This is a genomic window from Chitinophaga sp. NPDC101104 (assembly GCF_050277495.1).
Lineage (GTDB): Bacteria > Bacteroidota > Bacteroidia > Chitinophagales > Chitinophagaceae > Chitinophaga.
On sequence record NZ_JBNNSF010000001.1, the window covers coordinates 4175318 to 4190487 of the forward strand.

Below are 15170 nucleotides of genomic sequence, written 5' to 3' on the forward strand. Positions count from 1 at the left end.
ACCATTTATTTAACAACTTGAAGAATTCCGTTCATCCCGCGCCAGTGGCCGGGAAAGGTGCATACGAAAGGATAATCCCCCGGCAGGGCGGGCGCCGTGAACGTGAGGCTCACCGTTTCCCCCGGATTGAGCAGCCGCGTGGCATGCAGCACTTCCGGCACCTTGGGCACGTATTGCATTTTGGAAGCGTTCGGATCGCGGACCATGGCATCGGCAGCGGCGCCTACTTTCGCGAGGGTACCGGGTTTGAGGATGAGCAGGTTATGCTGCATCCCGTCCGGGTTTTCGAGACGGATCGTTACTTTCTGACCGGCTTTCACGCTGAGTTTTTTCTTGTCGTACTGCATGATGTCTTTCACGACCTTCAGATCGATCACCAGTGCAGGCGCCGCTTCGGAAGCGGGCTTGGGCGCGGAACGGTCGAGCGTGAGGGTCACGTTGCGCAGTTGTCCCGCGAAGCGGTCTTCCATCCGCCAGCCATCCGTTTTTACAGTGAACAGCCCCGGCGCCTTGCCGCTTCCTGCCGCTTCTCCGTTCACCTTCAGGCGGATGTTCCCGTTCTTCCCCAATTGGGCTTCCACGTCGGCCTTTTCGGGCAACTCATCTGTAGAAACGGCGCTGTAGGTCTTCCCGGCCTGCACCACATCCATCTGCAGTTTGCCGTTCCGTACGGCGAGCGTGTAGCCGTTAGCGGCATCGCCCTGCGAAAGGACCGTACCGGAAGGCGTTTTCACTTCCCGGGAAGCACCCACCGCGGCCCTGATCGTTATTTCCTTACCATTTACGTCGGGCGCGGCGGGCATGAATCCGCGGGGATCTAAAGCATAGTCTTCGTGATATAACGCTTCCGTTAATTGCTTCGTGAATGCGCCTGCGGGCACTGTGGCTTTGCCTGCGGCGGACAAAAACCCTTTCTCATGGCGCACCGCCGCCGCCAGCAAGGCTTTGGCGAGGAAGGGGTCTTTCCCGTTCTGCGCCACCGCGCTCATATGGTACACCGCCGCACCGGCGGCTTCCGACTCCGGATATTCCACCAGTTGCTTGATGGCGGCCAGCCGCACCTGCAAATCCCTGTCCTGCAAAATCCCGCTGGCGATCAAAGCCGCCTGGCCTTTCGCGGTTTTGGGCAGCACTTCCACCGCCGCTTTCCGCACGCCGGACGCCGGATGTTTCAATGCCGCCACGAACACCTGGAACGTGGCCGCGTCTTCGAGGCCCAGGCCGTGGAGCGTCCAGAGGGCGTGTACGGCCGGACTATTCAATCCTACCGCATCTACCATCCTGCCGGCAGCTATTTTGCGCAGCACAGGCGCCATGTCCGTGTGTTTTTCTTCTACGATGAGGCGCTGTGCCGTCATCCGCCAAAACATATTATCGTTCATTAATCCCTTGCGGAGCGAAGCCGTGTCGTTTCTTGAAAGGCGCACCGGCACGTAGGGTTTCGCGTTTTTGTACACCACCCGGTAAATACGGCCGTGCGATACGTCGCGGTGCTCGCTCTCGAAAGCATTGCCCTTGCCATGGGGCTGTTCGGTGAAGGGAAGGATGGTTTCCCGGGGCGCCTGTTCCTTCACGAACACGTTATGCTGGATGATGAAATTATACCAGTCGGCCACCCAAACCGCGCCATCGGGGCCGGTTTCGGCATGAACAGGGCCAAACCATTCGTCGGAGCTCGCCATGAGGTTCCAGCCGTCTTTCTCCTTGAACCCGGCCCCATCTTTTTCGATGATGGCGCTATGCACGAGGCGGACGGTCGGTTCGTTGACAAAAGCCACCCGGTTCCAGTATTCCTTCGGGAAACTGCGGGCCGTATAGAAATGGTGGCCGGTGGCGGAGGTGAACCCGCCCATAACGTCCACCTGGCGGAGGTTCGGCGTCATGGCATGCACGTCGTAGTGCCCGTCGATCTTTTGCACGGGATCGGCGGCGCCCACGTCCAGCTTGCGCTGCATGTACCAGAACGGCATGGAGAACCAGGCGCTGTGGGTATTGTTGGCGGTGGAAATGAAAACGTGGTTGTCTTCCGTAAAACCCAGGCCCCAGGTATTGTTGGACGTCCGGCCGAGGAACTTGAAATCCGACCCGTCGGGCCTGAAATGATACACGCCCTGCGGGAATTTCTGCCGTTCCCCGTTGATGGTGCCGTCGAACCCGGAATACCCCGTTACGCCCCAGATCTTATTATCGAAGCCGTACTGGAGGTTCGACGGGCCGGCGTGCGTATCCTGTTTTCCCCAGCCTGTAAAAATCACCTTGCGCACATCAGCCTTATCGTCTCCGTCCGTATCCTGCAGAAAGAGGAAGTTCGGTGCCATGGACACGATGACGCCGCCGTTGGCGAAAGCGATGCTGGTGGGGATGTTGAGGCTGTCGGCGAAGACGGTGAATTTATCCGCCCGGCCGTCGCCATCGGTATCTTCGCAGATCTTGATGCGGTCGTTGGCCGTGGAGTCCGTTTCCACGAAATCGTTGGGATAGTCCACCGTTTCCACGATCCATAGCCTGCCGCGCTCATCCCAGGCCATGGCAATGGGTTTGGTGATGTCGGGCTCCTGCGCGAACAGTTGAATTTCGAATCCCGTTGGCACCTGCGTCAGCTTGTTGGACTCCGCGGGCGGCAGGGCTTCCTGGAATTTGGGAACGTTGTAGCGTTTGGTGTAATCCGCGATGGTGTCGGAATTGTAGATATCTACGTCGGGGATTTTCGCTGCCGCGATGCGGCCCCTCGCTTCCTCCCCGATCGCTTCCATGACGGCATTGCGGATGCGGTCGAGGAAAGCGACGTGCTTCCAGGCCTCGTCGTTTTTACCATCGGGGAACACGACCACGCGCCCTTTGACCGGGTTACCGGATAGCTTCGTCCAGGTCAGGGCGCGGAGGCCTTCTGCGCCCTGGTGCAGTACCAGCAATCCTTTCCCGCCGTCAACGAAGGCTCGGAGCGCGGCTTGTGCGGCGGCGGAAGGCGGTTTGGCGGTGCAATAGATCACGGCGTCGAACGCGGCGAGCTTTGCGGGCTGGAGATCGTCCTGCCGTTCGGTGTAGGTAATGTTGACGCCGCTTTTGAATAGCTTCGTAGCCAGCCAGGTGGCCTGCACGTTGCTGCCGCTGCCGACGAACAGGGCTTCCGCTCTTCTCCCCGCATCGTTTCGGGGCGCGGGCGCCCAGGCACAGATAATTCCTGTCAGTAATATAGCCAGTATTCGTTTCATGTCGTCAGTTGTTTGATGATGGATGGGATTCCGCAGGCGCCAGCAGCACCGGTTTGTACCCGCCTCTCCTGCTGAACCAGAAAATCAGGCCCAGGTAGCAGAGGAGCATGATGACGGGGAATATGGAAACGGTGCGGAGCGCGTCTTTCTTCGCGCCTTCACGGACATCCCGGATGGTTTCCTTTGCAGCCACGGGCGCGGTTTCCAGCCTTGCATTATCGAGCACGCGGTATTCGCCGAAGAGGCTCCTGCGTTCCTGGGTGAGATAGGTGGCGTGAAGGGCGGTCTGGTTTTCGGCGTCGTAGCGGACGAGGTTCTTGTCCAGCTGCTTATCCTGCACAAATCCCAGGATCACCGCACCGATAACGCCTACGCCCACCTGCCCCACGGCCCCGGTGAAGTTCAGTGCGAGCACGCCGCCCCGGGGGAAGCACTCGGCCACAACGCCCAGCATCGTGCCCCACAGAAACGTTTTGCCCAATGCGTACACCGTAGCCGCTACGAGGATCATCGCGCCGGTGGACCACGACAGGAAATGCAATCCCGCGAAGGCGACGGCGGCGCTCACGGCCAGCAGGCCCAATGGGGAAAAACGATGGACGATCGGCCCGGCATAAAAGCGCAATACCGCCATGATAAGCGAAGTATAAATAAGGACCCACCCGCCCTGGAGGCCCATCCTGGCCATTTCGGGCGTCATGAGGTCGGTGATCCAGCTGTCGGTCCCCAGCTCGGTGGTGGCCAGTAAAACCATGACCAGCAACAGGAGAATGAACATCGGCCGCCCCCATGACTTTACCACGATCCCCGCGGCCGCGGTGATGCCCAGCGTTACGGCGATCTTTCCCGCCAGCGACCAGTTCAGCAGGCTTCCGGCCTGGAACACGCACAGCGACACGATGAGCAGAATGCCGAGGATGCCCACTTCGCGCACCATGTCGAGGTACGAAACGCCCGCCTGCACCCTTTCACTCACCGGGAATTGCTTCCCCATGATCATCCATCCATAGGCTATTACCGGCAACAAAATGCAACCGATCATGATCTCCCATCTCACATGAAAATGTATCAGCGCAATGCCCAGCAATCCGGCCAGTACCATTCCCGCCGGCCATCCGGCATGGAGGATGTTGAGCCATTTCGTTTTTTCGCGCGGGTACATGGTGGCCACTACCGGGTTCACCACCGCTTCGGCTGCGCCATTGCCCAGCGCGAAAAGCAGCGTTCCGAAATAGAGCATCCAGTAACCCGTGGCCATAACAGTGAGCAGCACGGAGGCGCAATGGCAGGCGAAAGCGAATATCATGGCCGATTTATAGCCGACTTTATCGATGACGAGACTGAACAGCACGATGCTGATCCCGAAGGGCCAGAAGCTCACGCCGAAGATTTCGCCCTGCTGCGTTTTGCTGAGCCCGAACTGCATGCCCCATCCGTCCATGAGAAAAGAACGGAAAACGAACCCGAACGCGGAGGCCACCAGCACCGTAAAACAGCCCCAGAAGAGCAAACGGCGGTCTCTTCCGCCCTGGTCCGCCGCAGCCTTGGCGGCATGCGGCGGGGCGGTTGTAATCATATCCATACTTGAATTTTTTTAGTGTCTGCCTGCTATCTGCCCAGCGTCAACCGGCGGATGAGCGCCGTTTCCGATGCATCGTAAGGGCGCCCGTCGGGCCGGAAGATATCGTGGAACCACACCTTCGGCTCGGCGCCGTCTTTCATGGGCGTGTCCCAGGCGTAAATAGTGTTCGATTTGCCCTGCACCAGGCCCCAGTTCACGGCAATGATGCCCCGCTCTTTCAATCCGGGCAAGGTATTGGCGAAATGACTGTTGCGTGTGCGGGCCATGTATTCCGTGCACACCAGCGGCTTGCCGGTGGCCTTCAACAGGGAATCCGCAACGATGAGGTGCCGGTCTGTGTAGTCGTGGTAAGTGATAACGTCGGATTGCTCCAGCTGGAATTTTGTGAGGTTCTTCAGGTTGAAGTTCCATACGCCCGCGCTCAGGGGCTGGCTGGGATTCACGGTACGGCCCCAAATGAAAACGTTTTTCAGGAGCGGCATGGATTTATCGCCCCATCCGGAGTTGCCGGGCTCGTTGTAAAGGTCCCAAAGCAGGATGCGGCGGTCTTTGGCGAAAGTTGCGAGCACGTCTTTCACGTAGGTTTCCAGGGTGGCCATGAGCGAGGGATCGTCGTGGAGAAGACGCCCCGGGTCCTGCACCCAGCCCGAGTTGTGGATGCCCGGTTTGGGCGCAGGCTGCGTTCCCGCGGCGTATGTAGTGTTCCAGCAGTCGTCGAAAATGGTGAAGATCGTGCGGATGCCATGGCGGTTTGCGATGGTGAGGTATGTATCCATGCGCTGCTTGAAGCCGGCTTTGTCTTCTTTCCAGGCCAGGTGGTGGAGGTACACGCGCATCACTTTCATCCCGATACCCGCGGCGTAGCCGAGATCCCGGGAAATGGTGGCCGTGTCGAACGATCCCGCCTGCCACATCTCCAGCTGGTTAATGGCCGACGCCGGGTAAAAATTGGCCCCCGCCATCCAGGGAGTGGACTTATGCCATTTCCATGCCTGCTCTTTTGACCATACCGGCCTTTCGTTTTGCGCTTTCGCCGGCATCACGAACGCCAGGCAAATCAGCCATACATGCACCATCTTTCTTTTCATAATACTCATTTAAACTATTGTCAAAGGTTAATCTTGGTGACAGGAGAAAATATCATGTCTTCCACACCCTGCAACTTCAATCCCACCCTTGCGAAGATGTAAGACTGGGCCGGCACCAGTGCGGGAACGGTCACTTCCATCGACACGCTCGCCGGATCGGTAATGGCGCCCGCGTTCTTCTGCGACGATGCGATGCTGTAATCGCCGCCGCTGGATACGAATGCCGTTTTGTTGATGTACAGGTTGACGCGCTCCACGTTCTTGCCATCCGCCCCGTTCACGATCTTTTCCAGCGCGAAAGTGGCCGTTACCTTTCCGGAAGCCGCGCTCATGTTCACGTTGCGGATCATGTAGAAGGGTGTCACTTCCAGGTCGAGCTGCTGATCGCCGCTGATCTTGATGGCGATGGAATCCGGCCGCCCGTCGGGCAGTTTTTTCCAGAGGAAAGGCCCCTGGCCGTTGGGCACGGTGAGCTTGTAATCGCCTTCGAACAGCAGCACGGAGAAAGTGCCTTCCTGCGTAAAGGTGGTGTTGGACACGGGCCCCACTTTCCCGAAACCGAACTGGTACAGCTGGAACGGCACCTGGTTGTATTCTACCGGGATGCCCTGGCCCTGGTACACGAGCCGGCCGTGGAGGCGCGCCTGCGGCGGATCGTAGTTGTCTTTCTTGCACGAAGCCGCCAGCACGGCCAACAAGGGAAGTATATATGCAAAACGTTTTTTCATGATGGGATGATTTTGGGTTTAGTCCTGGTTCGGGTTGGGAACGATCTTCGGGTTGTTGGACCGGATATCATTGTTGATGAACGAATAGTAATTGCCGAGCCGGAACCGGTTGGTGCCCGTCACCAGCGGCGATTTGATGATCCGGTAAATCCATTTCCCGTGCGTCGGGCTGCCGGGATGATGGATTTTATACGGCCAGAGCGAATACGGCTGCGTGTTGTGCTTGGCCGGCGAACCGATGTTCGACAGCAGGTCTGCCTCGTTCATGGGCACGCCATCCCACAGCACATGCGCGTTGCGCCATCTTTTCTGGTCGAACACGATATGCCCTTCGAAGGAAAGCTCCGCGCGGCGCTCGTGCATGATGCGGCCGAGGTTGATGTCTCCCGCGCCGAGGGGTACGATGAGCCCTGCGCGCCCGCGCACCTGGTTCATGTAGCCCGCCGCCACGCCGGACTGCCCCAGTTCAAAGGCGGCTTCGGCAGCGTTCAGCAACACTTCCGCATAACGGTACCGTATAAACGGTACTTCGCTCCCCGTGCCCCGTGAGCCCGATCCCACGGTGGGGTCGAGGTACTTGCGGAGATAGAAACCGGATTGCGCGGTAAATTCCTTGCCGTGGATGGGCCCGTCGAACCCCACTACCTGTACCGGCTGCGTTTGCCCTGGCAGGGTTTTCTGGGAACCGCGGTCGTCTCCCGTGATCACGGAACCGTCTGCCAGCACATATCCCGCCCAGATATCGACCTGGCGGCGCTTGAAGCTGGTGCCCGGGAGCATCACCGTGCCGGCGAGCCTTGCATCGCGGCCGGCGAAAATATCCGTCTGGTTGTTGTAATAGATCGGGTTGCCCGCGCCGTCTTTGATCGGCAGCGGCCCAAAGGTGTTGTCCAGTTTTTCGAAAGCCTGCACCAGGTTCAGGGAAGGATTGATCCTCCCGCCTTCTTCCTCTTCGGCCCCGAAGCGCGGCTGGTTCACCTGCGTAAAGCCATGCACTTTCCCGCTTTTCAATTTGAAGTCTTCGATGAAAATGCTTTCGGGATTGCTCACCTTATCGTAAAACAGCGCCGCGAAATTCTCGGAAAGGTCGGCGTTGCGCTTGTACAGCGCGTAAGTGCCTGCTGTACCGTTGATGAGGAGCTGCGCGGCAGCGAGGGATTTGGTGTAGTAATCCTGCGCTTTTGCGGCAGGGATGCCCACTTCGCCGCCCGGTAAAGACACCGAAGGCGTGAGCCCGCCATACCTGGCGATGGAGCCCGCGTACAGCGCCGCCCGGCACTCCATGGCCAGGGCCGCCCCGCGGCTGGCGCGCGATTTCACGTTCACATCGGCCGGCAGATCGTTTCGGATGGCCTGCATTTCCGCGATCACGAAGTCGTACATGGCCGCTTCGGTAGCCCGCGCATGTTGGAGGTACGTAGGGTCGCCCTTGTAATCCCAGGTCATGGGCTCGAGGACCAGTGGCACGCCGCCCATCCTTTTCACCATTTCGAAATAGTAATAAGCGCGGAGGAAGCGCCCTTCGGCCGCGAAACGCTTTTTCTCGTCGTCTTTCAGCTTGGTGGCCGCGCTCAGCCTTTGCAGGAAGAGGTTCAGCTCGCGGATGAGGGTATAGTCCCAGGTGCTCCAGGACCCGAAATCCCACTGGTTGCGCTCCACGATCGACTTCGGCCCGCCGTTCTGCGACGGAAAGCTTTCACTGAAATCCGCCATCGATTCCCAGTTCTTCACGGTGGAAAAATCGGACTGCCGGCTATAGAAATTCGCGAGCATCGACAGCACCAGCGCGGGATCGTTGAACGCCTGCTCGTTATTGAGAATGTTCGTCGGGTCTACGGTGAGGAATTCGCTTTCGGGCTTGCATCCCCCCGCAAACATCGACGCCAGTAATATGATGGAAAAAATCTTTTTCATAACGGATGATTGAAGGATTAGAATGAAAGACTGCAGCCAACGTTGAACACCTTGCTCTGCGGATATTGCAACCCGTTCGTTTCCGTGATCTCCGGGTCGGTGCTGTAGGCTTTCATGTTGTCGAGGATGAAGAGGTTGTACGCATTCACGTAGAAGCGCGCTTTCTGGATTTTCGCACGGTTCACCAGCGGCGTGGGCAAGGTATACCCCAGCTCAATCGTCCTGGCGCGGAAATACGTGATGTTGTGGTTCCAGAAAGTAGACGCGCGGTTGTTGCTATGCCCCTGGTCGTTGTAGCGCAGCGCGGGATACTTGCCGGACTGCCATGCGCTGTTGCGGTCGTAAATATCTTCCCTGTGCCAGCGGTCGGTGAATATCTTGTTCAGGTTGCCGTCGTTGATGAAAGGCACTTTCATCTCCCATTCCTGGATCCAGGTAAAGTGCGAAGCGCCGGAGAAATCGGCCGTGAAATCGAACCCTTCATATCCCAGCCCGATCTGCAGGCCGAAGTTCATGTTGGGCTGCTGGCCGGAAGCCCAGCCCATGGGCCGGCGGTCGTTATCGGTGATCCGCCCGTCGCCGTCCACGTCTTTGTAGATGATATCCCCGGGCAGGAGGCTCCTGTTGCCCTTTCCGTCGATGTTGACGGGATAGTTGTCGATCTCTTCCTGCGTCTTAAACTGCCCTATGGCTTCCCATCCCCAGGTAAAGCCCTGCAAACGGCCTTCGCCGGAATTGAAGTAGCGGTCCACCGAGTTGAAGAACAGGGGATTGTAGGAAGAAATGAACTGGCCGCGGGAATAGGAAATGTTCCCGCCGATGCGGTACGACAATTTCCCCGATTTATCGCTGTAGCTGAGCGAGAAATCCTGTCCGAAACGCTTGTCTTTATTGATATTTTCGTCCGGCAGCGCATATCCGAGCTCGGAGGGCAGCAGGATGTCCTGCTTGCGGCCGCGGAGCCCGTTCCGTTTGCGTACGAAGTAATCGAAAGCGCCGTTCAACCGTCCGCCGAGCATGCTGAAATCGAAGCCCACGTTGGTGATAGAACTTTCCAGCCAGCTGATGTTCGTGATGGGGACGCCCCTGTCGCGCGAGCCCACAACGGCCACGCCGTCCAGTATCGCGATACCGTCGTTGTAGTTATAGCCTTCGTAGTAGGCGAATTCCGCCAGGCCGAGCGCCTCGCCGTCATCCCCTAAAATCCCGTACGAACCGCGGACCTTGAAATCCGACAGGATGCTGCCGTTGCCCACCAGGTTTTTCATGAACCCTTCTTCCGTGACGCGCCATGCGGCCGATACGCTGGGGAAGTAGCCCACGCGCTTGCCGGGTGCGAAGAGGAACGAGGCATCACGGCGCATGAGGCCTTCGATGAAATATTTGTTGCCATATTCGTAGTTCAGGCGGCCGGCGATACCGGTACGCGTCTGGCGGTTGTCCTGGTCGGTGTAGGTATCCGAAGTATTGAAATAGATGAGCGGCAGCTGGTTCGAGATGGGCACGGCGTGGATCCAGTTGCGGAGGCGCTGGTTGTTGATGCGCTCGCTCACCACCATGGCGTTGATCTTATGGTCGCCGAACTTCCTTTCGTACCCGATGCGGACCTGCGAGCTCTGGTTGATCTGCTTTTCCTGGTTACGTTCGCGCCAGGGGTTGGTGGAGCCGCCCGTGCGGGTGTATGTGTCTGTGGAAGGATTGTAGGTGTAGGTATCGTAGGTGTACTCGTGGTTGTTGAGGATGTTATCCGCAATGTAATACGAGTACAGGCCGCTGATCTTGAGGCCTTCCACGAAGGGAACGTCCCACTCCGCGTCGAGGTTCATCTGGAGCTGGCGCCATTCGTTTTTGAACTTGCCGGCGTAGCGGGTATTGAGGTAGCCCCAGTTGGTTTCGTTATGCTTGATATCGTTCAGGTAAGCCGGATTGTCGTTGGCGAAAGGGCGCTCCATGGGCGTGTTCCGCAAAATGGCGAAGCGCGCCTGCCAATAGTCGTCCCCACCGGGAACCCCGGGGTTGTCGCGGGTTTCCACGCGGCCGTTGATGCTCGTTCCGACGCGCAGGCCGTTGGCCACTTTCGCGGAAATGTTGCTCTGGATATTGGTGCGGGTGAATTTGTATTCGCGCCCCAGCACGGAGTTCTGGAACGTCCGCGTAGCGGAAACATAATACGTTACGCGATCGGTACCGCCGGTGAAGTTGAGATTGTACTGGTTGAGCGGCGTGTTTTCCTTGACGATAAAATCGCGCCAATTGAAGCTTTTATAGCCGTAATCCGTTCCCAGCCGGTATTTCTCCAGTTCTTCGGGCGTGATGTTGGTCGTGATGGGATTGTCGCCGATATTGGGGAACCGGTTCATTTCGGCTTCGGCCTTCAGTTTCATGTACTCGTGGGAATTATCGAGCACGTCGATGAACCGTGTCCAGCTCTGGAAGCCCCAGTTGGCGTCGAGGTTGATGGAACTGCGGCTGCCGATGCGGCCCCTTTTGGTTTGTACCACCACCACCCCGTTGGCCGCGCGCACACCGTAAATGGCGGCAGACGCGTCTTTGAGGAAAGAAATGCTTTCGATGTCGTTAGGTGAAATGTTGTTGAACTGCCCTTCGTCCTGCTGCACCCCGTCGATCACGTAAAGCGGCCGGCCGAGGTTGCGGATCTGGATGGATGCGGAAGCGCCGGGCCGTCCGTCGGCCATCCGGAACGATACGCCGGGCACTTTCCCCGCGAGCGTGGAGCTCACGGTGGCGCCGCCGCGCACATTGCCGATGTCTTGTGCGGATACGCTGGAGATCGCGTTGGTGAGGGATTTTTTCCGAGCCGCGCCATATCCTACCACCACCACGTCCGTCAGCTCCGTGGCGGAACTGAGCAGGGCCACGTTCATGGCCGTTCCCGGCGTAGCGGCCAGCTCCCGGGTGCGGAAGCCTACCATGGTAAAAACGAGAATGGCATTGGGTCTCACCTGGATGGTGAATTGCCCGTCGGCCCCGGAAAGCGTACCGTTGCGGGTACCTTTTTCATACACGGTAACCTGTGGGAGCGGCGATCCGGCGCTGTCGCGCACGAAACCCGAAACCTTTTGCGGGCCTGTCTGCGCAAAGGCCCCTGCCAGGGGCAGGCAGAGCAACAGCAGTAGAAGTATCTTCGGGATACCCGCCGTCGCTGCTTTTTGTAGTGCAGTGTCGTTCATACGTGAAATGATTTTGGGTGATTAAAGGATGCTGTCTTCAATCCCCGGCTGTGCCGGTCTTTTTCATACCTTGAATTCGACGAACCATTAGACGTGTGATGTTCCTACCTCCGCATACGCAATAGAAGCCCTGTCCGGCCGTGGGACCGGTTTTCGCGGGGAGCTGTCATATTACTGGCTGATATCAGTTTTTCTTCAACGCGGATCAAAGAAAGAAAAAACATTCGGCAAGCATTGGCCGATTCATTTCAATTTTTCGCCATTTCGTTTCAATCGCGTACCATCCTCCCGGATATTTCTATATTTACGTAGCCTTATAATTCCACTACGTTGCAGCCGATCGTTTCCATACTGACTTTGCTATGCCTTTCCTTCGCTACGCCCGTAGCGGCGCAGCAATTCTATTTCAGGGACTACCAGGTGGAAGACGGGCTGTCCCACAACACCGTGTTCTGCGTGGTGCAGGACAAGCAGGGGTTCATCTGGGCGGGCACCAAAGACGGGCTCAACCGGTTCGACGGGCGCGAGTTCCGCGTGTTCCGGGAAAAGGCGGGAGACAGCACGGCCATCGGCGACAATTTCATTTTCTCTTTGTGTGTGGACGACAACGGCCAGCTGTACGTGGGAACCGGGAACGGCCTGTACCGTTACCTCGCGGCCACGGAAAGCTTCGAACGGGTGCCGTCTCCGGCGGGCCAGGACGCCAACGCGCTCCGGGCAGACCGGCTGGGGAATATCTGGTTCGTGAGCTGGGGGCGCCCCTGGCGGTACGACCCCAACAAAAATAGCTGCGCGCCCGTGGAAGGCAGCGGCGTTCCGCCGGCCGTCAGCAATATCCATATCGCCAAAGATGGCAAAGTATGGTTCGCCACGCCGGGAGGAGACATCCGGTTGCTCGGCGACTCCCTGGGCCGGTGGGACGTATGGCATCATTCCCCCAAACCCCACACCCGCCTCATCACCCATCTGTGTGCATTGCCAGACGGCAGACTGCTGGCAGGCACCGCCAACCAGGGGCTCAAACTCCTCGATCCCGCGAAGAACACGTATGAAGACATCATCACCTGGTCAGACGGCGACGTCGGTGTCTATGTGCGGTACATCGCCCATCACAGCGGAGATGATTACTGGATCGCCACCGAGTCGGGGATTTACATCTTCAACGTAACCACCAAACATTGCATCAACCTGCGGAAGCAATACAATAATCCGTACAGTCTTACCGACAACGCCATTTACTGCCTCCACAAAGACCGGGAAGGCGGCATGTGGGCGGGGAGCTATTTCGGGGGCATCAATTACTATCCCAAACAATACACGTATTTCGAAAAATACTGGCCGGACAATACCGCGCAAACCCTCAGCGGCAACGCCGTCCGCGAGATCTGCCAGGACATGTACGGGAACATCTGGGCGGGAACGGAAGACAACGGCGTGAACCGCGTGGATGTAAAAACCGGGCGCATCCGGCAATACACGCCCCGCAACAGCAACTGTAAATCCCTCTCCCACACCAATATCCATGGATTGTACGCAGACGGGAACCGCCTCTGGATCGGGACGCTGGACAACGGCGTGGATGTGATGGACATCCGGACCGGCAATACCCTCGCCCATTTCGCCGCCGGCCCCGAATCGTTTTCCAGCAACTTCATTTTGTATTTCTACCGCACCCGCGACGGCGACATGCTGGTAGGCACCGGCCGCGAGCTGGCGCGCTACGACTCCGCAGCGGGGCGTTTCCGCAAAGTGGAGGAAGTGCCGGTCAGCAGCCAGCGCAGCATCGCAGAAGCGGCAGACGGAACACTGTGGATGGCCACTTCCGACAACGGCGTGCAATGGTACCGCAAGCGGACCGGCGAGCATGGCGAATATCATCATGACCCGAAAGATTCGTTTTCCCTGGCGGGGAACAATGTCAATACCATTTTGATCGACCGGTCGCAGCGGGTTTGGGCGGGCACGGAGGGACGGGGGATTTCGCGGCTGGACGGGAGCGGCCGGTGGCGGCATTACACCATGGCCGAAGGGCTTCCCAGCGATTATATTTTCCGGCTGCTGGAAGACCGCAAAGGCAGGATATGGGCCACCACGTCGCGGGGGCTCGTGCAGCTGGAGCCGGAATCCGGCGCGGTGAAGATATTTACCACGAGCCACGGCCTCCTCAACAACCAGTTCAACTACAATTCCGGGTACCAGGACAAAGACGGCAATATGTACATCGGCTCCGTAAAGGGCATGATCCGCTTCAATCCCGACAAATTCCTGCCAGATACTTCCGCCGCGCCGGTGTACATTACAGGGATGGACGTGCGCAACATGACCATGGGCCCCGACGAAAAGCGGAACATCCACTATTCGAAGAAGATCACGCTGCCGTACGACAAAGCGAATTTCAACATCGCCTTCGCCGCGCTCAGCTTCACGGCGCCCGATCTCATTTCGTATGCTTACCGGATGGAGGGGCTCGACAATGATTGGATATGGCTGAAAAACAACCGTACCGTGTATTTTACCGATCTCAAGCCGGGCCACTACACGTTTTACGTCACCACAACCGATGCGAACGGCAAGCGCCGGCCCGGTGCGGCGATGCTCCAGATCGAGATCACGCCGCCGTTCTGGGCCACCTCGTGGGCGTACCTGTTATACGTGCTGGCGCTCGTTTCCACGGGTTATTACGCCATTGCGCGGTACCACCGGCAGCAAACGTTCAAACAGAAGCGGCGGATGGAAGCTTTGCAGCTGAAGAAGGAAAAGGAACTGTACCAGGCGAAGGTAGACTTTCTCACCAATGTGGCGCACGAGATCAATACGCCGCTCACGCTCATCAAAGGGCCGCTGGAAGAGATCATGGAGCACCCGGGCGCACTGGCCGAAAACAAACATCACCTGGCTATAATGGAACGGAACACGAACCGGCTCGTCCAGCTCACGAACCAGCTGCTGGATTTCAGGCAGACCGAAGCATCGGGGTTCCGGCTGGATTTCGAACTGCTGGATTTGCGGAAGATATTGCAGGACACGTACGACAACTTCCGCCTTCCCGCGCAGCAACGCAAACTCGAGTTCCACGTGGAATTGCCGGAAAACGAACTGAACGCCTGGGCCGACGAGGAAAGCGTCAACAAAATCTTCAGCAATCTTTTCAGCAATGCCATCAAATACGGGCAGACGAAGGTGGAAGCCAGGCTGGAAAGCGCCGGAGGACAGGTACGCCTGACCGTGGCAAACGACGGGCCGCTCATCCCGGAAGACATGCGCGAGCGCATCTTTGCGCCCTTCGTGCGCCTGCGGGAAAACGAAAAGCAGAAAGGCACGGGCATCGGGCTGAGCATCTGCCGGTCGCTGACGGCGCTTCACAAGGGAGAATTGTACGTTACCGCCGAAAGCGGCCTCAATATATTCACCTGGACCATCCCCGAAGGAGCGTCCATCAACATGGAAAATTAACA

7 protein-coding genes are annotated in these 15170 nt (G+C 58.1%); 1 reads left to right on the forward strand and 6 read right to left on the reverse strand.

What is annotated here, in order from left to right:
- Nucleotides 1-5: 5 nt before the first annotated feature.
- The 6 genes from ACQKLP_RS16800 to ACQKLP_RS16825 are packed head-to-tail and all read right to left on the reverse strand — an operon-like array spanning nt 6 to nt 11715.
- A complete protein-coding gene (locus ACQKLP_RS16800; RefSeq protein ID WP_427323950.1) occupies nt 6-3212 on the reverse strand; it encodes a PVC-type heme-binding CxxCH protein in 3207 nt (1068 codons plus the stop codon).
- 4 nt (nt 3213-3216) lie between these two features.
- Nucleotides 3217-4794, reverse strand: coding sequence for an MFS transporter (locus tag ACQKLP_RS16805; RefSeq protein WP_427323951.1), 1578 nt, complete (start codon nt 4792-4794; stop codon nt 3217-3219).
- Nucleotides 4795-4820: 26 nt separating this feature from the next.
- Nucleotides 4821-5882, reverse strand: a complete 1062-nt coding sequence (locus ACQKLP_RS16810; protein ID WP_427323952.1) for a 1,4-beta-xylanase — start codon at nt 5880-5882, stop codon at nt 4821-4823.
- Between the two features lie 20 nt (nt 5883-5902).
- Complete coding sequence (locus ACQKLP_RS16815; protein ID WP_427323953.1) at nt 5903-6610, reverse strand: DUF3823 domain-containing protein; 708 nt, start codon at nt 6608-6610, stop codon at nt 5903-5905.
- A gap of 18 nt (nt 6611-6628) precedes the next feature.
- The gene (locus ACQKLP_RS16820; protein WP_427323954.1) at nt 6629-8524 is read right to left on the reverse strand and encodes a RagB/SusD family nutrient uptake outer membrane protein; all 1896 of its coding nucleotides are present in this window, start codon (nt 8522-8524) and stop codon (nt 6629-6631) included.
- Between the two features lie 17 nt (nt 8525-8541).
- Nucleotides 8542-11715, reverse strand: coding sequence for a SusC/RagA family TonB-linked outer membrane protein (locus tag ACQKLP_RS16825; protein ID WP_427323955.1), 3174 nt, complete (start codon nt 11713-11715; stop codon nt 8542-8544).
- 330 nt (nt 11716-12045) lie between these two features.
- Here ACQKLP_RS16825 and ACQKLP_RS16830 point away from each other — a divergent pair, with 330 nt between their 5' ends.
- Nucleotides 12046-15168, forward strand: coding sequence for a two-component regulator propeller domain-containing protein (locus ACQKLP_RS16830; RefSeq protein ID WP_427323956.1), 3123 nt, complete (start codon nt 12046-12048; stop codon nt 15166-15168).
- The last annotated feature ends 2 nt before the right edge of the window (nt 15169-15170 follow it).